Raw genomic sequence first — 20931 nt, forward strand, 5'->3', positions numbered from 1 at the left:
ATTGTCCTTTGATCCCGGCACCGACAAATCCACGATCTCGGAGGTAGGGCACACCGTGGCCCAGTACATCTACGTCCTGGAAAAGGCGCGCAAGGCGCACGGCGACAAGGTCGTGCTCGACAACGTGACGCTGAGCTTCCTGCCAGGCGCCAAGATCGGTGTCGTCGGCCCGAACGGCGCCGGTAAGTCCAGCCTGCTCAAAATCATGGCGGGGCTCGACAAGACCAGCAACGGCGAGGCCCGGCTCATGCCCGGCTACACCGTCGGCATGCTGGCGCAGGAGCCGCCGCTCAATGAGGAGAAGACCGTCCTCGGCAACATCGAGGAGGCCGTCGCGGAGACGAAGGCCAAGCTCGACCGCTTCAACGCGATCGCCGAGCAGATGGCCACCGACTACACCGACGAGCTGATGGACGAGATGGGCAAGCTCCAGGAGGAGCTCGACCACCTCGACGCGTGGGACGTCGACTCCAAACTCGACCTCGCGATGGACGCGCTGCGCTGCCCGCCGCCGGACGCCGACGTCACCCAGCTCTCCGGTGGTGAGCGCCGCCGGGTCGCACTCTGCAAGCTGCTGCTCGAGGCGCCCGACCTGCTGCTGCTCGACGAGCCCACCAACCACCTGGACGCGGAGAGTGTCCACTGGCTGGAGCAGCACCTGTCGAAGTACGCGGGCACCGTCCTGGCGATCACCCACGACCGGTACTTCCTGGACAACGTGGCCGGCTGGATCCTCGAGCTGGACCGCGGCCGGGCGATCGGCTACGAGGGCAACTACTCCACGTACCTGGAGAAGAAGGCCGCGCGTCTCTCCGTCGAGGGCCGCAAGGACGCCAAGATGAAGAAGCGCCTGTCCGAGGAACTCGAATGGGTGCGGTCCAACGCCAAGGCCCGCCAGACCAAGAGCCGGTCCCGTCTGGACCGCTACGAGGAGATGGCCGCCGAGGCGGAGAAGACCCGGAAGCTGGACTTCGAGGAGATCCAGATTCCGCCGGGCCCGCGTCTGGGCAACACCGTCATCGAGACCAACGACCTGGTCAAGGGCTTCGACGGGCGTACGCTCATCGACCACCTGTCGTTCTCGCTGCCCCGTAACGGCATCGTCGGCATCATCGGCCCGAACGGCGTCGGCAAGACCACCCTGTTCAAGACCATCGTCGGGCTGGAGAAGCCGGACGAGGGCAGCGTGCGGATCGGTGAGACCGTCAAGCTGTCGTATGTCGACCAGAGCCGCGCCGGCCTGGACCCCACCAAGACGGTGTGGGAGGTCGTCTCCGACGGTCTCGACCACATGATGGTCGGCAAGGTCGAGATGCCCTCCCGGGCGTACGTTGCGGCCTTCGGCTTCAAGGGCCCGGACCAGCAGAAACCGACCAAGGTGCTGTCCGGCGGCGAGCGCAACCGGCTCAACCTCGCGATGACGCTGAAGATCGGCGGCAACGTGATCCTGCTCGACGAGCCGACCAACGACCTCGACGTCGAGACCCTCTCCAGCCTGGAGAACGCCCTGCTGGAGTTCCCCGGCTGCGCCGTGGTCATCTCCCACGACCGGATGTTCCTCGACCGTGTCGCCACCCACATGCTCGCGTGGGAGGGCACCGAGGAGGACCCGGACAAGTGGTTCTGGTTCGAGGGCAACTTCGACGCGTACGAGAAGAACAAGATCGACCGTCTCGGTGCCGAGGCGGCCCGTCCGCACCGGGTGACCTACCGCAAGCTCACCCGAGACTGACCCTGTGACCGAGCGGTTCGTCTACGACGTGCCCGTGCGCTGGTCCGACATGGATGCGTACGGGCACGTCAACAACGCGCGCTTCCTCACTCTCTACGAGGAGGCGCGCGTGGCGATGTTCTTCGTCGGGGCCAGGGCACACGGCCTGGGTTCCTTCGAGGAGGGCATCGTGATCGCCCGCCACGAGATCGACTATCTGCGGCCGATCGACTTCGGTGACCCGGTCCGCATCGAGATGTGGGTGTCGCAGCTGCGGGTCGCGTCGTTCACCGTGTCGTACGAGATGTTCGACGACGGGGTGCTGGCCAGCCGGGCGAAGTCCGTCTGTGTGCCGTACAACCTGGCCCAGGGCCATCCGCGCCGGCTGTCCGACGCCGAGCGGGCCTTTCTCAAGCCGTACACCGAGGTGTCTGCGATGAACGTTGACCGGTCATGAGTGAGCACGGCCTGCTCGGGGTTCCCGACGCAGGCGCGTTCCTGGCGCGGCTCACCCGGCTCGATCCGGCCGCACCGGTGCGGCTCCGCTCGTCCGGTGGGCGGACCGCTCTCTGGGCCCACCTCCCGTGGGACGTGCTGGTCACCCGTGAGGTGGCCGGTCCCGGGCCGGGCGACGCCACGGTCTCGGCGAGTGCGCTGCTCGCGGTCCTGGCCGCCGGTGGCGGATCGTTGCCGGAGCGGCGTGACACCCAGTGGCGGTGGCCGTTGCCGCCGCCGGCCAGCCGGGCCGTCGAGTCGATCTCCGGCACGGAGCTGGCACAGCTCGCCGATGCCGCGGCCGGCACCCTGCGGGAGATCGCCTCGGGCGGGATGTCCGGGCGTGCGGTCGGCCAGCGGGCGGTGCGCGACGCCCTCCTCGACCACGTGGCGATGGTGGTCACCCCGGAGTCCGGCGAGCCGGTGCGGATCTCCCAGCGGCTCGTGCAGGCGGTCGCCCGGATGGGTTTCCTCGGTCCGAGAGATGGGGACCAGGCAGAGGCCAGGGTTCGCGTGGCCGGCGGCTGGGTGGGAATTTCTGCACCATATGGAGTAGCGTGGCGACAGAGCGTCCACAAATTGACCGTTATGCCGATGGTGGCTCACCCGAAAGGGTGACGGTGGATCGTTCTTCTGGTCCCGCCCTCCCGTTAGGGGGATGACCTTCACGAAGGGTGCGGGTACCGTCGGCCCTCGGATCCACTGCAACGTCCGGCGTGGGTCTGTTGGGGAGTGAGGTGCACACGATGCCGTGGTGGTCATGGCGTCCGGGATCGGCTGCGGGAAACGAGCAGACGGATGCCGGCGGCGGCGAGGTTGCGGTGCAGAGCACCGTTCGCGTCGGTGTTCCGGCCCAGCGTGAGCCGAGCCGCTCCGGGGTCTCGTCCGAACTGTCCACGACCAGCGCATCCGATCCGGTCATGCCGGTGCAGCTGGCCCGGGTCGGCAAGGCGCTCGACCTGCTCGACATCCGGTTCCTGGCCGACGGCGGCGGCAGCCTGCTGGCCATGTGGGAGCGGCACGCCGTGCTGTTCACCCTGGAGGGCCCGGAGGACGAGATCCTGGTCATGCGGGCCCGACCACACGCGACGGTCCCGCCGGACTGGGCGGACCGCGCCTACCGCGTGGTCAACGAGTGGAACCACACCCGGCGCTTCTGCAAGGCCTACGTGGGCGACGCCACCGAGCGCGGCCAGCTGCCGATCTACGCGGAGCTCCAGGTGCCCCTCGCCGCGGGCGTCCACGACTCGCTGCTCGTCGAGCTGCTCGACTGCGGCGCGGCCGTGGCCACCTCGTTCGTGGACTGGCTCCATGACGAGGGCGCCCTCCTCTGACCCGGGGCCGCTAGGCGCCCGGCAGCGGGAACATGCCGACCCGGCCGTGATATTCGCGGCCCAGCTCGTCGGTGTCCGAGCCGACCAGCAGGAAGTGCGGGGTCACCAGGAAGGCGCGCACCCCGACCCCGCGGGACCGCGTCGGATTCCATTCCAGGGCCTTGCCGGTGTTCGGGTTGACCGCGCCGATACCGGGCCGCGACACCGCTCCCGGCCCGGGGCCGTTCCCGTCGGTGCCGTACGGGTTGTCGAACCACCGCTGGTGCCCGCCCAGGTAGACGGCCGGCCCGGTGATCGCCACCGCGTACAGCGAGTCACCGCCGGTCCGCTGCACCCAGGTCGGGTTCTGCTTACCGGCGGCGCGGGTCTCGAACCGTGCCGCCGAGTCGCACAGTTTCTGCGCCGACGACGCGCGGCCGGTCGCCGCCACCACGATGTAGGAACCGTCCGGTGAGAACTTGACCTGCCGGAGGTAGGTGTCGAAGCCCTGCATGCAGGTCGGGACGAAAGCGTCGGTGTACCAGCCGGTCAGGTTCGCGCCCGGCCCGCCGACGTCGAAGAGGGCGATCTGGTTGCGGGCTGCGGTCCCCGACTTCAGGAAGGCGCCGACGGCGATCAGCTTCCGGCCGTCCAGGGAGACGTCGAAGTGCTCGACCCGGACCCGCTTCAGCCCCGGCCCGGCCAGCCGCGCGTCGAACCCCTGATCCACCACACCGGTCAGCGCGTTGAGCCGGACCAGCCCGGACCGGCGGATCCCGCTGACCGCCGAGAACGTGCCACCGGCGTAGAGGCTGCCGCCCCGGCTCGACAGGGACCGTACGTCACCCCAGTTGACCCGGGCGCCGAAGGAGGAGTAGCGGGAACCGTCGTGCAGCGACACCCGGGCCAGTCCACGCTGCGCCGCGCCGTTCACGCTCTTGAACGCGCCGCCCAGGTAGACCGAGTAGTCCGGCCCGGTGGCCAGCGAATAGATGGCGCCGTCCACCTCGGGGGCGAACGTCCGGATCTGCCCGTCGTGCAACCCGAACGCGAAGATGTTCTTGCGCGCGAACGTCACCCGCCGGCTCGCGTCGGACACCTTGGTGAAGGCGCCACCGACCACCACCGTGTCGCCCACCAGCGCCAGCGACCACACCGTGCCGTCGAGGACGTGCGGCGTGAAGTCCACCGGGTCGGCCGAGACCACGGTCGGGTGATACGTGTCGGCTGTCGCCGGAGGTGCGCTGGCCACCGCGGGTATGGCGACGGCCGCGACGGCGGCGGCTGCGAGCAGACGACGGCGCATGGAAGGGCTCCCGGATTGTGAGTGACAATCCGATCAACGAGCCATCGGCCGCCGCGACACTGTCAGCCCGGAGGCTCCGCGGGATCCATCGCATTCACCATGAAATAGGCCGCGCGCTCCAGATAGTCCCAGAGCTGGTCGCGCTGCTCGGCGGGCAGGCCGAGGGAGTCGACCGCCACCCGCATGTGGCTCAGCCAGGCATCCCGTGCCGCCGCGTCGACCCGGAACGGTGCGTGCCGCATCCGCAGCCGCGGATGACCGCGATTGTCGGAATACGTCGTCGGGCCGCCCCAGTACTGCATCAGGAAGAGCGTGAACCGGTCGGCGGCCGGCCCGAGGTCCTCCTCGGGATACATCGGCCGGAGCAGCGGGTCCCCCGCGACACCCTCGTAGAACTTGTCGACGAGGCGCCGGAAGGTGGGCTCGCCGCCCACGGCGTCGAAGAAGGTCGGTGCGCTCACCGCTCCATCCTAGGTCGCGCCGCCGGGCTGCTCCGGCGCCGAGGCACCGCCACCCATCCACGACGGCGGTACGGCACTGCGCGGCAGCAGCCGGGACGCCGCGATCCGCTCGGACAGACCGGACGTCTCCAGCGACTCGGTCAGCGCCCGGCGCAGGTCACGCTGGATGGACACCTGGCCGTCGGCGGTCGTCTTGGCGATGGTCCGGATCACCGCACCGTCCACGGTGAGCTGCTCGACGCCGATCACGTCCGGCGGCTCCAGGAACCCGGTCTCGTGCTCCGGATCGTGGGCGACCGTCTCGGCCGCGGCCTTGAGCACGGCGATCGCCTCCTCCGAGTTGACGAAGCCGATCGGGATGTCCACCACCACCATCGCCCAGCCCTGGCTCTTGTTGCCGACCCGGACGATCTCGCCGTTCCGGATGTACCAGAGCACACCGCGCGCGTCGCGGACCGTGGTGATCCGCAGGCCGACGCTCTCCACCACACCGGTGGCCTCGCCCAGGTCGACCGTGTCGCCCACGCCGTACTGGTCCTCCAGCAGCATGAACAGGCCGGCGATCAGGTCCTTGACCAGGCTCTGCGCGCCGAAACCGAGGGCCACGCCGACGATTCCGGCACTGGCCAGCAGCGGAGCCAGATTGAAACCGAGCTCGCCCATCACCAGCAGCGCGGCCATGGTGAAGATCACAGCACTGACGAAGCTGCGCAGCACCGACGCGATGGCCTCGGCCCGCTGCCGCCGCCGCTCGGGGATGAACGTCCCCTCCTCGGCGGTGACCGTCACCTTCTCCTTGAGCGGCTTCAGCAGCGCCGGCATCGAGGCCCGCGAGCTGGTCGTCGCCAGCCGGGAGATGGCGCGATGCAGCAGCCAGCGGATCAGGAGCGAGATCAGGACGATCATCGCGATCCGCAGAGGCTTGATCACCACGACGTAACTGCTGTTAGCCAGCCAGACGCTCTGGGTCCAGTCGAAGATCTGGGTGCACAGCACATCCTCCTTGCACTCGGGAGTCTTGAAGACATCCGAGGGCACCGGTGATGGCGTGGTCGGGGCTAAGGGGAACACGGGTAGTCAAGGTACCGGGTCGGGCCGGGTGAAGACCTCAGACGTTTACCGAACGGCTACGGATTCTGCTCGCAATTTGGTCATCCATCAGGGACTATTGGCGCAACGGCCTCGTTCGACGAGGCCGATCTCACACACGTATGGGCTATGGGAGCGGTTTACAGCAACTGACACCGGAAGGGTGATCGCGATGCCTGACATACGACCCACGGTTGGCTCTTCCGCGTTAGTTCTCAACGCCACCTACGAGCCGCTGTGCGTCGTATCGGTGCGTCGAGCGACCATCCTGCTCCTCACCGCCAAAGCCGAGTGCGTCTCCGACGGTGACGGCCTCCTGCACAGCGCACACCAGACCGTCCCCGTTCCCTCGGTCGTCCGCCTCACGCGGTATGTGCGGGTGCCGTACCGCACGCACGTCGGCCTCTCCCGCCGGGCCATCTTCGCCCGCGACGGCGGCCGCTGCGCCTACTGCCGCGGCTCCGCCGAGACCATCGACCACGTCTTCCCGCGCAGCCGCGGTGGGCTGCACGCCTGGGACAACGTGGTGGCCGCCTGTGCCAAGTGCAACCACAGCAAGGGTGACAAGACCCCGGCCGAGCTGGGCTGGCGCCTGCACGCCCCGCCGGCCGCCCCGCGCGGCGTCGCGTGGCGGGTCCTCGGTCACCGCACCCCGGACCCCCGCTGGAGGGACTGGCTCGACCTGCCCACCGCCCCGGTCGAGGCCGAGGCCGCCTGACCGGTCAGGCGTCGCGGGAGTCGACCAGAGAGGCGAAGACGACGATGTTGTCCTCGTAGCCCTCCTCCCCGCCCAGCCATCTGCCGCCGCACGTCATCAGGCGCAGCGACGGCCGGGTGTAGTCACCGTAGACACGCTCGGCGGGCAGCGAACCCTTGTCGAACGTCTCCACCGAGTTGACCTTGAAGACGGCGATCGACCCGTCCTGGCGGCTCACCCGGATCTCCTGGCCCGGCCGCAACTCGTCGAGACGATGGAAGACCGACGGTCCGGTACGCGTGTCCGCGTGCCCCACGATCAGCGCCGGCCCGAACTGTCCCGGCGTCGGCCCGCCCTCGAACCAGCCGGCCTCGTTGTGCCGGCGCAGCGGCGGCACGCCCACCGACCCGTCACCGGCCAGTCCCACCTCCAGGATCGGCGCCGACACCCGGATCGCCGGGATCTCCAGCCGCTGCGGCCGGCTCGGTTCCAGCACCGGGAACGCCCGTGGTGGGGGCTCGTCCGGGCCACGGAACAGGCTGCCGACGTCGAAGCCGGTCGCGAAGCCCAGCCCCAGGCCGACCACGAACAGCCCCACGAAGAGCAGCACCAGCGCGACCACCCCGGCCATCCCGCCCTTGCGACCACGGATCGGCTGCGGCTTCGGCATCCGGCCCGGGAGCGCGAGCCGGAACGGTGAACGGCCGCGGATCTCCGGTGTCGGCGGCAGGGGCCCGGTGATGGACCCGGGCGGTGGTGCCGTGATGATCTGCGCCGGGCGTTTGCGTGCCACCGCCTCCGGCACGCGCGCCCGGGGCGGCCTCTGGTCCCCGCTGGCCACGCCGGGCCCCTCAGCCGACTCGCCGGCGCAGCGACACGGCGCCCAGGGCCAGCCCGGCCAGCGCCAGGGCGAGCCCACCGCCGATCAGAAGCGGACCCACCGGCCCGGGAGCGGTGCCGCCGCCACCGGTCGCCGGGCCGCGGGACGGCTGCACCCTGGCCACCACGTGCAGGACACCGGTGGCGCCGGCGCCCTCCGGACAGATCAGGGCGACCGGGTAGTCACCGGGTTTCGTGTCGGCGGGCACCCGTACCGTCGCGGTCAGGAACCCGAACTCCGGCTCGACGGTGACCGAGCCGATGGGCTCGCCCCGCACGGTGGCCGATTTGAGGTTGTCGTCACACGAGGCGCGCAGTGCGAACTCGTCGCCGACCCGGACCGTGCTGGGGTTGAGTTCGACGAAGACGGCCGCGGCGGCGGCCGGTGAAGCGGCCGTCACGGCGCAGGCGAGACCCGCGACGACGGCGGGGACGAACGTGCGCATGAGATCCCCCTCCTGCCGTTCGCGACGGAAAGTACGCGGACGGCGCGTGAGGGTGATTTTCGCACCTCCGCGCACATTCCGCGTAGATCCCGACGGCGTGAGACCCCGGTTCGAGACCCGACGGTCCGGGACGACATGCGCTCCGCTACGGTGATTGATGTTCGGAATCAATAGGGAATGTTGGCGCCTGGGGGCGTTGAGTTGTCAGTAATCATGACCGTTCTGGTCTTCGTGATCATTCCGGCCGCCGTCATCGGGACGATCGCGGCTCTCGTGCTCGCCGGTTCCGACCGGTCGAAGCCGGATCGCCGCTACCGCCCGGGCCGTCCCTATGACTTCCCGGCCATGTGGTTCACCGCTACGCCGCAGCAGGTCGTCCCGGCCGGCGACGGCCACTCCGCAGGGCTGATCATCGAGGACAGCTCCGGCGCACCCGTCCGGCCCGGTCCTACAGGAGGCGCAAGTGACAGTTGGTGATGTCACCCCGCTCGAGCAGCCCGTCGACGGCCCGTTCTCGACCCGGCAGCTGCTCCGCCTCGACGAGGCCCTCCGTGTCGCCGACCAGGTGACCGGGCTCCACTTCAGCATCTACCTCGGCCCGCTCGAGGACCCGTCGCGCGAGACGGCGGCGAAACTGCACGCCCAGACCCGTCACCCGCAGCGCTCGGTTCTGATCGCGGTCTCGCCCGACCAGCGGAAGCTGGAGATCATCACCGGTGCCGACGCGCGCCGGCGCATCTCCGACCGCGACGCGAAACTGGCCGGCCTGTCGATGGCCGCGTCCTTCGGCGGCGGCGACCTGGCCGGCGGCCTGATGATCGGTATCGACCAGCTGGCGTCGCACGCCGGTAGGCGCTGACGCGACCTCAGTGCCAGGCCGCGGGGTTGACCCGCACCGGGTAGGGCGCGTCCAGCTTGGCCTGCTCGTCGGACTCCACGTCCCGAGCGGGCCGATAGGCCGTCCCGTCCAGGGCGAACGCCCGCAGGACCGGTCCGTCCTCCACCCGCCAGTACGCCGGGATCCCCGCCGCCGCGTAGACGGCCGGTTTGAGCAACCGGTCGTAACGCCGGGTCTCGTCAGCCTCGACCTCCACCGCGAGCGCGACGTCGGCCGGGTCCACCCAGATGGCGCCGGATGAGTGCGGCCGCAGCACCGTGACGTCCGGTACGAGGTTGCTGGTCTCCAGCTCGATGCCGAGGCGGGCACAGACCCACCAGCCGGGCGGCGCCGCGGCCCGCAGCGTGGCGACGATCGACTCGACGAGGGAGTCGTGCCGGGTGGTCGCCGGCGGAGTGACGTGCAGGCTGCCGTCGAGGATCTCGTACCGATGGCCGTCCTGCGGGAACAGCTGGAGGTCCGGTTGGGTCCACCGGCCGTCCGGCGCACCCCAGCGCACCGGGGAACCATGGCTCATCATCGTCACGGGCCACCTCCATCACCGCGGAGTGCCAGCCTACTCACACAGAGTTGTTTCCGATGGGTTATGCGCTGGTAAGTTCTGGCATGTGAACGGCCCGCCCCACTTGCGCGGGACGGGCCGGTAATCACTATCGGTCAGGAAGCGGCCCGGTCCGTCGCCCGCGCCTTGAGCGCCCGGAGCACACCGTCCCGGCCCTCGGCCACCAGCCGCCGCAGCGACGCCGGGTGCCCCTCCTTGGCCAGCCAGGCGTCGGTGAGCGCCACCGTCTCCTCGCTGATCTGGAACACCGGGTACGCCATGGTCGCGAACTCCTGCGCCGGCTCACTGTCCGAGCGGGCCCACACGTGCGCCACCGACTCGAAGAACTTCTCCGCGTACGGCGCGGTCAGCGCCACCTGCCGGGTGCTCTGGAAGCCCTGGAGCAGCGACCGGTTGAGCCAGTTCGGCGGCGCCTGCGGGCCGGTCAGCTCGGCCCAGACCCGGGCCTTGTTCTCCGGAGTCGGCAGCAGCGCCCGGGCGATCGCCGCCTCCCGCTCGCCACTGGCCGTCTTGTCCCCGGCCAGTTCGTCGTCGATCTCCGACTCGGCGGCGGCACCCAGCGCGGACAGCGCCTGCAGCAGCGACCAGCGCAGCTCGGTGTCGACCACCAGGCCCGCCGGCCTCGCCTCGCCGGACAGCCAGCCCCGCAGCGCGGCCGCCTGCTCGGGCGTCCGGGCCGCGGTGATGAAGGCCCGTGCCCAGGTCAGCTGCCAGCCACTGCCCGGCTCGGCCGCGGCCAGCTGGCGCTGTGCCAGCCCGGCCACCTGCGCCCAGCCCTCCGGCGCCCACTCCGGGTCGGCGAAGCTGGTCAGCGCCATCCCGGCCTGCCGCAGCGTGGCCGTGGTCAGGTTGATGTCGCTCTCGGCCGGCAGGCCCGCCACCACCAGCGCCACGTAGTCACGGGCGGCCAGCTCGGCGTCGCGCAGCATGTCCCACGCGGCCGCCCAGCCCAGCGCCCGCGGCAGCGCCGAGTCGAAGCCCGCGATGTGCCGCACCAGGGTGGCCATCGAGCGCTCGTCCAGCCGCAGCTTCGCGTACGTCAGATCCTCGTCGTTGACCAGCAGCAGGTCCGGTGCCTTGACACCGGCCAGCGCGGTGATCGGGGTCCGCTCACCCGCCACGTCCGCCTCGATCAGCTCACGCCGGACCAGGCGGTCACCGTCCAGGTCGTACAGGCCGATGCCGACCCGGTGGGTACGCAGAGTCGGGTAGTCGGCCGGTGCCTCCTGCTGCACGACGACACTCGTGTAGTTGCCCGCCGCGTCCACCTCGACGACCGGGCGCAGCGTGTTGACCTGCGCCGTCTCCAGCCACTGCGCGGCGAACTTGCGCAGCTCGCGGCCGGACGCCGTCTCCAGCTCGGTGAGCAGGTCGTCGAAGGTGGCGTTGCCCCAGGCGTGCTTGGTGAAGTAGGCGCGCAGGCCGGTCAGGAACGGATCCAGGCCGACGTAGGCGACCAGCTGCTTGATCACGCTGGCGCCCTTGGCGTACGTGATGCCGTCGAAGTTGACCTCGACCGCCTCCAGGTCCGGCATCTCGCAGTACACCGGGTGGGTGGAGGAGAGCTGGTCCTGCCGGTAGCCCCAGGCCTTCCGGATGGACAGGAACGTCGACCAGGCGTCGGCGAACCGGGTGGCCTCGGTGTTGCACCAGTGACTGGCCCACTCGGCGAACGACTCGTTCAGCCACAGGTCGTTCCACCAGCGCATGGTGACGAGGTCGCCGAACCACATGTGGGCCAGCTCGTGCAGGATCGTGTTGGCGCGCTGCTCGTACTCGTAGTCGGTGACCTGCGAGCGGAAGATGTAGTGCGACTCGGCGTGGGTGACGCAGCCGAAGTTCTCCATCGCGCCGGCGTTGAAGTCCGGCACCCACAGCTGGTCGTACTTGGGCAGCGGGTACCGCACGCCGAACTTCTCGTGGAAGAAGTCGAAGCCCTGCTTGGTGATCAGGAACAGGTCGTCGGCGTCCAGGTAGCGGGCCATCGAGGCGCGGCAGAAGACGCCCAGCTCGATGCCGTCGTGCGAGTCGCGGACCTCGTGGTACGGCCCGGCGCAGATCGCCGTGATGTAGGTGCTCATCCGCGGGGAGGTGGTGAAGTGGACCGTCTTGGCGCCGAACGCGGCGGCCTCCTCGGAGTCCACCGGCATGTTCGAGACGACCTTCCAGTGCCCCGGCGCCGTCACGTGCCACGTGTAGACGCTCTTGAGGTCGGGCTGGTCGAAGCAGGCGTACGCCCGCTGCGCGTCCGCCGTCTCGAACTGGCTGTAGAGATAGACCTCCTTGTCGACCGGGTCGAGGCTGCGCTGGAGCCCCTGCCCGCTCGCGGAGTATCCGAAGTCCCCGTCGACGACGAGGGTGTTCTCCGCGGCGAGGCCGGGCAGTGCCAGGCCCTTCTCCGCGGTCCAGGCACTGAGGTCCAGCGGCGTCCCGTTCAGCGTCGCGGAGTTGATCCGCACCGCGGCCGCCTCGATGAACGTCGACACGCCCGGCTCGGAGCACCGAAAGTTGATCACTGTGGTGGACCGGAACGTGTCTGAGCCGGGGTTGCCGTGCCCGTCGGTCAGGTCAAGGGTGATGTCGTACCCCGTCACCTCGAGCAATCGACCACGCTCCGCAGCCTCGACCTGGGTCAGGTTGTGAACACCGGCCACGTGCACTCTCCTTCGAGCTGACAGCTGATTGCTTTACCCGAAGCCTATGCGGACACGGCGACGTAACTCACCCCGACCGGGCTCGCAAGAAGGAGGAGGATCGAAGGATGACTCAACGTGCCACCGTCGACATGTGGTTCGACCCGCTCTGCCCGTGGGCCTGGATCACCTCCCGCTGGCTGCTGGAGGTGGAGAAGGTCCGTCCGTTGGACGTCCGATTCAACGTGATGAGCCTGTCCGTCCTCAACGAGGGCCGCGACGAGCTCCCGGAGAACTACAAGGAACTACTGGCCAAGGGCTGGGGCCCGGTCCGGCTCTGCATCGCCGCCGCCGAGGCAGCCGGCCCGGCCGTCCTGCGTGACCTCTACACCGCCCTCGGCACCCGCATCCACCTGCAGAAGTACGACACCCAGGACCCGAAGCTCTACCAGGAGGCGCTGGCCGAGGTGGGCCTCGACGCGGAGCTGGCCGAGGCTGTGCACACCGACTCCCGCGACGAGGCGCTGCGGGCCAGTCACAACGCCGGCATGAAGCCGGTCGGCACCGACGTCGGCACCCCGGTGATCCACGCGCCGGGTCCCGTCGCGGGCGAGACCGTCGCCTTCTTCGGCCCGGTCATCACCCCGGCGCCGAAGGGCGAGGCCGCCGGCCGGCTGTGGGACGGCGTGATGCTGGTGGCCGGCACGCCCGGCTTCTACGAGCTGAAGCGCAGCCGCGATCTCGGCCCGATCTTCGACTGACAGGTTGCCATTCGGGGGCGGTCGCACAGAAACACGACTCTCCGCCCAAGATCCGTCGTTGGATGAGGTGACCTACACCTCACCCAACGCGGAGGCGGGCAATGCCGGACAGTGAATCACCGGAGAACGAATCAGTCGGATCGAGCTTCAGCGTCCAGCGGGGCGTCTGGGTCGATTTGCCCCCTGACGTGGCGATTATGCTCGCTCCGCCGGTGACCGTGACGGCAAGGCCCGCCGAGCGTGTGGTGAACCCGCACCGCGCCGCTCAGTTGAGCAGGTCACGAGGGGCTGTGCCGGTGGTTAGGTACCCGAGCTTCGCCGGGTAAGTTGCCTGCCATGACGGTCGTGCACCCGATCAAACTGGCCTGGATCACCAACGGAGGTACCGGGGCCCAGAATTACGACGAGTTCGCCGACGACGCCGAAATCACCGACATCATCAAGGGCAACCCGCACAGCGCGCTTGCCGTGGAGATGCCGCACCTCGCGCCCGAGTCCCTCGGGAAGTCCTTCCTCGAGTCCCTGCCGGACGCCGTCGTCCGTCTGCAGCGCGATCAGGCCGAGGAGAAGTACCGGCAGGCTGAGCACGTCGTGGTGCTCTACCGCATAACCGCGCCGGGCGAGGCACCCGCCTACGGGCTGTGGAGCATGGTCGAGACCGGCCAGATCTCCACCAGCGCCGACGAGCCCGGTCTGGTCATCCGTAACGAGGACGTCTTCATCAGCAAGGTGCGCGAGCGCGTCGCCCTCGCCGAGTCGGTGGGCGCCCTGCTCTCCCCGGTCCTGCTGCTGCAGACCGGCCGCGGCGAGGAGCTGCACGCCGCGCTCGCCGAGGCCACCGACGCCGCCGGTGAGCCGGCCGCCACCGACGTGGACGCCTCCGGGCGTACCCATGCGATCTGGCCCGTCGGTCCCGGTGACCTCCAGGATCGGCTGCTCGCGCTGGCCGGCGGCGGGGAACTGGTGGTCGCCGACGGCAACCACCGCAGCCTCGCCGCGCAGACCGGTGGCCTGGAGCGCTTCCTGGCCGTCGTGACCACGCCGGCCTCGGTCTTCATCCAGCCCTACAACCGCCTGGTCAGCGAGCTGCCGGCGTCGCTCGACGAGCTTCTCGGGCGGTTGCGCGCGGCCGGCGCGACGGTCACCGAGCTGCCGCGCGTCGCGCAGCTTCCGGCCAAGGGCACCATCGAGTTGTACGCTGCGGGCCGCTCGTTCGCGGTCCGGCTACCGTCCGACCCGGCCGGTACCTCGGTGGAGAACCTGGACCACGCCCTTGTCGAGCGCATCCTGCTGCGCGACTCGCTGGGCCTGGACGCGGGTGACAAACGGATCTCCTACATCGGCGGGGACTACCCGGTCGAGTGGCTGTGCGGTGAGGTCGACGCCGGCCGCGCCGAGCTGGCGATCCTGATCGCCCCGGTGACCGTCGACGACTTCGTCGAGGTCAACCTGGAACGGCTCAAGCTGCCGCGCAAGAGCACCTGGTTCACGCCGAAGGCGCGGGGCGGCCTGGTCGTGGCCGACATCCGCTGATGCTGCACCCGCAGGTCGAGGCCGCCGCCCAGCTCCGGCGGCGGCCCAGCCCCGAGGAACTCGCCGCCGACCCGTACCAGCGGCTGCTCGGCGTCCGCGCCGCCATGGAGGAGGCCAACGAGGCCGAGACCGGCCCGGCGCTGCCGTTGCCGGTGGTCGCCGACTTCGACGCCGACGGGGTGCCCTGCCGCCTCTACGCCACGAAGGCCGGCGCCCCGGTTCTGGTCTACCTGCACGGCGGCGGCTGGTGTTACGGCAGCATCGAGACCGTGGACCGGTTCTGCCGCCGGGTCGCCGACCGCTCCGGCTGCGCCGTGGTGTCGGCCGGCTACCGGCTGGCGCCCGAGCACGTCTTCCCGGCCGCGATCGAGGATGCCGAGACGGTCCTGTCCTACCTCCGGCGCGAGGGCGCCGGCCTGGGCGTGGACGTCTCCCGGCTGGCGATCGGCGGGGACAGCGCCGGCGGCCAGCTCGCCACGGTCACCGCCCGCCGCCAGCGGGACGCGGCCACCCCACTCGACTTCCAGGTGCTCATCTACCCGGCCCTCGACCCGCTAACTTCCGCCGAGTCCTACGACGAGGTGGGGGAGTACGGGCTGGACCGGGCCTCGATGAGGCTGGCCTGGGAGACGTTCGTCCCCGATCCGGTGCGCCGGCTCACCCCGGACGTGTCGCCGCTCGCGGTGGCCGACCTGTCCGGCATGCCGCCCACCCTGGTGATCACCGCGGAGTACGACGCGCTGCGCGACGAGGGCGCCGACTACGCGAACGCACTGATCGCCGCGGGCGTTCCGGTGGTGCACACCCGCTACATGGGCGTGAACCACGGCTTCGCCCGCAAACTGGCCACCATCGACGCCGCCCGGGCCGCGGCTGATCAGGTGGCGTCCGCCCTGCGTTCGGCCCTCACCTTCTGAAAGACTTCTTTTCATGCGTCTCTACCTGGGTTCCGACCACGCCGGCTTCGAGCTGAAGAACCACCTCGTGAACCACCTGGTCAAGCAGGGGCACGACGTGGTGGACGTCGGACCGCACGTCTACGACGCCGAGGACGACTACCCGGCGTTCTGTTTCCACACCGGTGCCAAGGTGGTCGCCGACCCGGGCTCGCTCGGCATCGTGATCGGCGGCTCCGGCAACGGCGAGCAGATCGCCGCCAACAAGGTCCCCGGTGTCCGCTCCGCCCTGGTCTGGAAGACCGAGATCGCCGAGCTGGCCCGCCAGCACAACGACAGCAACGTGATCGCCATCGGCGCCCGCCAGCACACCCTGGACGAGGCGACCGCCTTCGTCGAGGCGTTCATCGCGACGTCGTTCTCCGGCAACGCCCGGCACGCCCGCCGGATCACCCAGCTCGCCGACTACGAGGTGGCCCGAAAGCTGCCGGAGCTGCCGTCGTCGGCGACCACCGCCTGATCTCCGCCGCTCACCGGCCCGGGCGGTGGTCCGTTCCCGTTCGGCTGGTCGTCACCGCTGTCTCAGCGGAGCTGAGACAGCGGTGACGACCAGCCGGATTTGATCTTCAGCGGCGTGGGAGATCCTCACGGGGCAGCCAGTTGCGCCGGATGATCGGCAGGTCCCGCTCGGCGGCGGCCAGGTCGTCGTCGCTGGGCCGGGACGCGTCCCGGGCGCGCAGCGCCGCACCGACACTGACCTGCGACGACCCGGAGCCAACGAGGCCGCGCAACCCGCGCTCGGACTCGCGTTCGTCGCCGCCCGCGGCACCGGGCCGTCTCGGCATACCGCCACGGCTCGGCCGCCCGGCCGATCGGTCACCGACGGCCGGTGACCCGTCCGGCGTCACCACGGCCGGCGGAGGAGCCGGAACAGGCGGCGGACCCGGAACACCCGAAGGCGAAGCCGGCGGCGGCCCAGGCACACCGGAAGGCGAAGCCGGCGGCGGCCCAGGCACACCGGAGGGCGAAGCTGGTGGTGGGCCGGGAACGCCCGAAGGCGAAGCCGGCGGCGGGCCGGGGACTCCGGTAGGCGGAGCCGGTGGTGGGCCGGGAACGCCCGAAGGCGGGGCCGGCGGGGGGCCAGGGACTCCGGTAGGCGGAGCCGGTGGTGGGCCGGGAACGCCCGAAGGCGGGGCCGGAACGGGCGGTGGGCCGGGGACACCCGAGGGCGGGCCCGGCACCGGAGGCCGAGCCGGCACCGGGTGGTGCGGCGGGGGAGCGGGAACCGCCGGTGACCCGCTGGGCACGGGAGCAGCCCCGGCCGGGGCGATCGTCTCGTCGGCGGTCGTCTCGGCGGCCGCCGAGGAGGGACGCACACGGCGGCGTCGGCGTTCGGGCTGGCCCATGCATCCGACGGTACCGCCGTACCGATCAACTCAGAACACCTCGGTGGGGCTCGGCAGCCGGTTCCAGCGGAACGCGACGGTCGGGTCGTTCCCGGTCGCCTGGCGGACCCGGCCGGCGGCGGCGAGCGTGCTGAACGCGGTCCCGCCGAGGTAGACCGCTCCCAGGTCGGTCACCGACAGGGCGACGTCGGCCGGGTCGCCGGTCGGGGTGCAGGTCGCTCCGCCCGGCCCGCCGGTGAGCCGCCAGCGGCCGGAGTTCCGGGTCAGGATCGGGTCGGTGACCTCGAGGACCACGTCGACGTCGGTGGCGTACCGCCGGGCGGTCAGCGCGCCCGGCACGTCGATCACCCGCAGCCACAGGGCGTCGACGTAGCCGGCGCCGAGCCGGCGGGGCTCGTCGACCATGTAGAGCAGCGGTTCGTCGACGGCGGCCAGCCGCATGGTGACGCTGCGGGTCAGGTCGATGCCGAGCAGGAACCGCCAGAGTGCCTGGTACGTCTCCGGGTCGGCGGCGACCACCTCACGCACCTGCACCTCGGCGCTCGGGCCGTGGCTGTTCCAGTCGTCCTTGATCCGCCACAGCGCATAGCCGGTGGGGCCGCCGGGTCCCTCGTGCACCACGGCGTAGCGCCTGGTGGCACCGTCCCGATGGTCCTTCGGGTCGCCGAGGACCCACTTCCACCAGTTGTCGTCCCGGCTGGACCAGCCGACCCGATCGGGGCGCAGCCGCTCGTAGACCCCGCTCATCTCGGCGAGCAGGTCACCCGGGTCGCCCATCCGCAGGCGGCCGGACGGTTCCGCCGGTGGTACGGGGAGACGTACCTCACGATTCATGATGTTGAGAGACAGGCGTGAGGCGGCCGGGCCGTACCCGAAGCGGGGGTAGATGGAGGTCTCGCTGGCCCACAGGACGGCCACCGCTTCCCGGCCGGCGTCGGCGATCTCGTGCAGTTGCCGGTGCATCATCCGGGTGAGCAGACCACGTCGCCGGTGGGTGGGCAGTACCCCGACCCCGGAGACGTGCGCGGCCGGGATCACCGCTCCCGGTACGGTCAGATCGCGGCTGAAGGCCTGGACATGTCCCGCCACCAGCCCCGCGTCGTCGGCGACCAGTGAGCGGTCCAGCTCGTAGACGACTCCCTCGAGATCCCTGAGTTCTCCCTCGATCTCCTCGTGGAAGACCGTGCTGAGGAGCCCGAAGATGGCCGCGAAGTCATCGCCGGTACTGGGCCGGAGTTGTGTCTCATCCTTCATAAGCTGTGTGTAACGGACTGCTGTGTGCTGCGGCGACCGATTTGTTGGCTCGCTACTCTCGAACTTGTCGCCGGCCGGCGACCGCAAGCCGGGAGGGGAATATGCCGGAGCAACCGCAGTGGTCCGAGCGGACGCTCGACATGCCACCGCAGGATCCGTGGGGCGATCAGCCGACCAGGCAGACGACCCCGGAGAGCGCCGCCACCTCGCAGGTGCCGGCCCCGCACGCGCCCACGTCGCCGGGGCCCGCTCCGGCGCCCGACCCGTCCCCGTTCAGTCAGGGGCGGGCCCGGGTCACCCCGCCCACTCCGCGGACCGAGCAGTTCCGCGCCGGGCACGAGCCGACCGGCACCGGCTGGCCCGACCCGCACGAGGAGCGCCCACAGCGCAGCCTCGGCTGGCACATGCGGCAGTGGCGCCGGGGCGGCGAGTGGAGCAGCGCCGCGGTGCTGTTCGCCTTCGTCGGCTGGGGCATCTGGGCGATCTCCGAGGGCGGTGGCGACCTCGGCGGCCCACTGATCATCTTCCTGGTGTCGCTGTGCGTCGCCGCGGGCGTCTTCGCGCTGGCCCGCCTGGTCGGCCGTCTCGTGCTGGAGCAGCGGATGGGCCGGGTGCGGCACACCGCCCGCGGCGCGCACATGGTCGCCGGCCTCTTCCTGGCCGGTGTCGGGATCGCCTTCCTGCGCCAGACCGGCTGGGTCATGCAGGCCGTCGACTGGGTGATCGGCCTGTTCCGTTAGCTGACCGGCTTGCCACCGGTGACGCCGAGCACCTCGCCGGTGGTGTAGCTGGACTCCCGGCTGGCGAAGTAGACGTAGGCGGGAGCCAACTCAGCGGGCTGCCCGGCCCGGCCGAGCGGGGTGTCGGCCCCGAAGGACTTGACCTTCTCCTCGTGCATGGTGGCCGGGATGAGCGGGGTCCAGATCGGGCCGGGCGCGACCGCGTTCACCCGGATGCCCTTCTCGGCCAGGTCCTCGGCGAGCGCCTTGGTGAAGGCCACGATGCCGCCCTTGGTGGTGGCGTAGTCGAGCAGTGCGCTCGACGACTGGTACGCCTGGATCGACGCCGTGTTGAGGATCGCCGACCCGGCCGGCATGTGCGGCACCGCGGCCCGGCACAGCCAGAACATGGCGTACAGGTTGGTCTTCATCACCCGGTCGAACTGCTCGTCGGTGATGTCGGTGATCCCGCCGGGCTGGGCCATCTGGTAGGCGGCGTTGTTCACCAGGATGTCGAGTCCGCCCAGCTCGGTCAGGGCGGTGTCGATGACGGCCCGGCAGTGCGCCTCGTCACGGATGTCACCGGGCAGGCGGACCGCCTTGCGGCCGGCCTTCTCGATCCACTGGGCGGTGTCCGCCGCGTCCGACTCCTCCTCGGGCAGGTAGGAGATCAGCACGTCGGCTCCCTCCCGGGCGAACGCGATCGCGACGGCCCGGCCGATTCCGGAGTCACCGCCGGTGATGACCGCCTTGCGGCCGGTCAGCCGTCCGCTGCCGCGGTAGCTCTCCTCGCCGTGATCCGGGCGGTCCGGCATGGCCGAGGTGAGGCCGGGCGGCTGCTGGTCGCCACCGTCGAGCTCGGGCTTCGGGTAGAGATCACGCGGGTTCACGTCGTTGCCTCCTGATGCTGGGGTCCGATGTCCTCCGCATTCCCGGAACACGTGCGGATAACCCGATTTCGGGTATGCGCGCGCCATGGGGGACACACGAGTGAGCGTCGTCGTCATCACCTGGCGGCGGCGCGAGGAGGCGCTGGCCTGTGTGGGCCGGCTGCGGGAGTTGCCGGAGCGGCCGCACGTGGTGCTGGTCGACAACGGATCGGACGACGGCACCGCGGAGGCGGTCCGGGAACGATTCCCGGACGTCGAGGTGGTCGCCCTGCGCGACAATCTCGGCGCGGTCGGCCGCAATATCGGGGTACGCCGTACGAGCACCCCCTACGTCGCCTTCTGCGACGACGACACGTGGTGGAGCCCCGGCTCGCTGGCCAGGGCCGCCGACGCCCTCGACGCCTGTCCGCGGCTGGCTCTGGTGAACGCCCGCATCGTGGTCGAGCCGTCCGGCGCCGAGGACCCGATCGTGGCCGAGCTCCGGGACTCGCCGGTGCCCGCCCCACCGTGGCTGCCCGGTCCGGCGCTCGGCAGTTTCCTGGCCGGCGCCTCGGTGGTCCGGCGGGACGCGTTCGTGCGGGCCGGCGGGTTCAGCGAGCGGCTGTGGCTGGGCGGTGAGGAGGAGCTGCTCGCCACCGATCTGATCGCGGCCGGCTGGGAGCTGTGCTATCTGGCGGAGCTGACGGTGCATCACCGGGCGTCGAAGCTGCGCGACAGCACCCACCGGCGCCGGGTCGGGCTGCGAAACACGCTCTGGTTCACCTGGCTGCGGCGGCCGCTCGGTCCGGCCGTACGCCGCACGATGTTCCTGGCCCGGACCGTCCCGAGGGACCGGACCTCGCTGCTCGGCGCGGTCGACGCGGTCCGGGGCCTGGGGTGGCTGCTCGCCGCCCGCCGGCCCCGCCCGGCCGTGGTGGAGGCCCGGCTGAGCCGGCTGGACGAGGCGCAGCGGCGGTCGACCGCCCGGCGTTACGTGGGCTGA

Annotated in this window: 23 protein-coding genes; 13 read left to right on the plus strand and 10 right to left on the minus strand. The window is 70.7% G+C overall.

From position 1 onward, the window contains the following. The first annotated feature begins 55 nt into the window (after positions 1-55). The 4 genes from ettA to BC793_RS23620 all read left to right on the plus strand — a co-directional run bounded on the left by ettA (position 56) and on the right by BC793_RS23620 (position 3540). Entirely contained in the window at positions 56-1732 is a 1677-nt protein-coding gene (ettA, locus tag BC793_RS23605) for an energy-dependent translational throttle protein EttA (protein ID WP_109595687.1), read from the plus strand. A 4-nt stretch (positions 1733-1736) separates the two neighbouring features. Continuing rightward, positions 1737-2168 (plus strand): acyl-CoA thioesterase, encoded by a 432-nt coding sequence (locus BC793_RS23610; RefSeq protein WP_109595689.1) that lies wholly within the window; start codon positions 1737-1739, stop codon positions 2166-2168. Further along, a complete protein-coding gene (locus tag BC793_RS23615; RefSeq protein ID WP_109595691.1) occupies positions 2165-2824 on the plus strand; it encodes a DUF8185 domain-containing protein in 660 nt (219 codons plus the stop codon). The genes BC793_RS23610 and BC793_RS23615 overlap by 4 nt, the downstream gene beginning before the upstream one ends. Before the next feature lie 128 nt (positions 2825-2952). Next, positions 2953-3540: a type III secretion system chaperone family protein gene (locus BC793_RS23620; RefSeq protein ID WP_109595856.1), complete on the plus strand. Its 588-nt coding sequence runs from the start codon at positions 2953-2955 to the stop codon at positions 3538-3540. 10 nt (positions 3541-3550) lie between these two features. Here the strand turns inward: BC793_RS23620 and BC793_RS23625 are convergent, their stop codons facing one another. The 3 genes from BC793_RS23625 to BC793_RS23635 all read right to left on the minus strand — a co-directional run bounded on the left by BC793_RS23625 (position 3551) and on the right by BC793_RS23635 (position 6324). Then, positions 3551-4825: a delta-60 repeat domain-containing protein gene (locus tag BC793_RS23625; protein ID WP_109595692.1), complete on the minus strand. Its 1275-nt coding sequence runs from the start codon at positions 4823-4825 to the stop codon at positions 3551-3553. A gap of 62 nt (positions 4826-4887) precedes the next feature. Further along, positions 4888-5286 carry a globin gene (locus tag BC793_RS23630; RefSeq protein WP_109595694.1) on the minus strand — a complete coding sequence of 133 codons (399 nt, stop codon included), beginning with the start codon at positions 5284-5286 and terminating at the stop codon, positions 4888-4890. A gap of 9 nt (positions 5287-5295) precedes the next feature. After that, the gene (locus BC793_RS23635; RefSeq protein WP_239170250.1) at positions 5296-6324 is read right to left on the minus strand and encodes a mechanosensitive ion channel family protein; all 1029 of its coding nucleotides are present in this window, start codon (positions 6322-6324) and stop codon (positions 5296-5298) included. Between the two features lie 223 nt (positions 6325-6547). Here BC793_RS23635 and BC793_RS23640 point away from each other — a divergent pair, with 223 nt between their 5' ends. Next, positions 6548-7093 carry an HNH endonuclease gene (locus BC793_RS23640; protein ID WP_109595858.1) on the plus strand — a complete coding sequence of 182 codons (546 nt, stop codon included), beginning with the start codon at positions 6548-6550 and terminating at the stop codon, positions 7091-7093. Between the two features lie 4 nt (positions 7094-7097). On the opposite strand, the gene BC793_RS23645 is transcribed toward BC793_RS23640, so the two are convergent. Both BC793_RS23645 and BC793_RS51530 read right to left on the minus strand, forming a co-directional pair. Further along, entirely contained in the window at positions 7098-7913 is an 816-nt protein-coding gene (locus tag BC793_RS23645) for a class F sortase (RefSeq protein WP_109595697.1), read from the minus strand. Positions 7914-7923: 10 nt separating this feature from the next. Next, positions 7924-8397, minus strand: a complete 474-nt coding sequence (locus tag BC793_RS51530) for a hypothetical protein (RefSeq protein ID WP_109595699.1) — start codon at positions 8395-8397, stop codon at positions 7924-7926. 213 nt (positions 8398-8610) lie between these two features. Between BC793_RS51530 and ctaJ the strand changes: the two genes are divergently transcribed. Beyond that, on the plus strand, positions 8611-8874 hold the full coding sequence (gene ctaJ / locus BC793_RS23655; protein ID WP_170167263.1) for an aa3-type cytochrome oxidase subunit CtaJ: 264 nt from the start codon (positions 8611-8613) through the stop codon (positions 8872-8874). Next, positions 8861-9256: a DUF5130 family protein gene (locus BC793_RS23660; RefSeq protein WP_109595703.1), complete on the plus strand. Its 396-nt coding sequence runs from the start codon at positions 8861-8863 to the stop codon at positions 9254-9256. Before ctaJ ends, BC793_RS23660 begins: the two co-directional genes overlap by 14 nt. 7 nt (positions 9257-9263) lie before the next feature. Here BC793_RS23660 and BC793_RS23665 read toward each other — a convergent pair whose 3' ends face one another. Together BC793_RS23665 and pepN are read right to left on the minus strand one after the other, a co-directional pair. After that, complete coding sequence (locus BC793_RS23665) at positions 9264-9815, minus strand: Uma2 family endonuclease (protein WP_109595705.1); 552 nt, start codon at positions 9813-9815, stop codon at positions 9264-9266. Positions 9816-9952: 137 nt separating this feature from the next. Beyond that, positions 9953-12511 (minus strand): aminopeptidase N, encoded by a 2559-nt coding sequence (gene pepN, locus BC793_RS23670; RefSeq protein ID WP_109595860.1) that lies wholly within the window; start codon positions 12509-12511, stop codon positions 9953-9955. A gap of 107 nt (positions 12512-12618) precedes the next feature. On the opposite strand from pepN, the gene BC793_RS23675 reads away from it, so the two are divergent. The 4 genes from BC793_RS23675 (at position 12619) to BC793_RS23695 (ending at position 16200) form a co-directional block, all read left to right on the plus strand. Further along, entirely contained in the window at positions 12619-13251 is a 633-nt protein-coding gene (locus BC793_RS23675) for a mycothiol-dependent nitroreductase Rv2466c family protein (protein WP_109595706.1), read from the plus strand. Positions 13252-13587: 336 nt separating this feature from the next. Then, positions 13588-14784, plus strand: coding sequence for a DUF1015 family protein (locus BC793_RS23685; RefSeq protein WP_109595710.1), 1197 nt, complete (start codon positions 13588-13590; stop codon positions 14782-14784). Then, entirely contained in the window at positions 14784-15701 is a 918-nt protein-coding gene (locus BC793_RS23690) for an alpha/beta hydrolase (RefSeq protein ID WP_109595712.1), read from the plus strand. The genes BC793_RS23685 and BC793_RS23690 overlap by 1 nt, the downstream gene beginning before the upstream one ends. 13 nt (positions 15702-15714) lie before the next feature. Continuing rightward, the gene (locus BC793_RS23695) at positions 15715-16200 is read left to right on the plus strand and encodes a ribose-5-phosphate isomerase (RefSeq protein ID WP_109595714.1); all 486 of its coding nucleotides are present in this window, start codon (positions 15715-15717) and stop codon (positions 16198-16200) included. Positions 16201-16306: 106 nt separating this feature from the next. Here BC793_RS23695 and BC793_RS23700 read toward each other — a convergent pair whose 3' ends face one another. Then, positions 16307-16591, minus strand: a complete 285-nt coding sequence (locus BC793_RS23700) for a hypothetical protein (RefSeq protein ID WP_373871247.1) — start codon at positions 16589-16591, stop codon at positions 16307-16309. Positions 16592-17116: 525 nt separating this feature from the next. Beyond that, on the minus strand, positions 17117-18340 hold the full coding sequence (locus BC793_RS23705) for a GNAT family N-acetyltransferase (RefSeq protein ID WP_109595716.1): 1224 nt from the start codon (positions 18338-18340) through the stop codon (positions 17117-17119). Between the two features lie 101 nt (positions 18341-18441). Between BC793_RS23705 and BC793_RS23710 the strand changes: the two genes are divergently transcribed. Beyond that, complete coding sequence (locus tag BC793_RS23710) at positions 18442-19080, plus strand: DNA-directed RNA polymerase II (protein ID WP_109595718.1); 639 nt, start codon at positions 18442-18444, stop codon at positions 19078-19080. Here the strand turns inward: BC793_RS23710 and BC793_RS23715 are convergent. Further along, entirely contained in the window at positions 19077-19874 is a 798-nt protein-coding gene (locus tag BC793_RS23715) for an SDR family oxidoreductase (RefSeq protein WP_239170255.1), read from the minus strand. The genes BC793_RS23710 and BC793_RS23715 overlap by 4 nt on opposite strands. Before the next feature lie 160 nt (positions 19875-20034). On the opposite strand from BC793_RS23715, the gene BC793_RS23720 reads away from it, so the two are divergent. Next, positions 20035-20931, plus strand: a complete 897-nt coding sequence (locus BC793_RS23720; protein ID WP_109595722.1) for a glycosyltransferase family 2 protein — start codon at positions 20035-20037, stop codon at positions 20929-20931.

The organism is Actinoplanes xinjiangensis (assembly GCF_003148685.1).
Classification (GTDB): Bacteria; Actinomycetota; Actinomycetes; order Mycobacteriales; family Micromonosporaceae; genus Actinoplanes; species Actinoplanes xinjiangensis.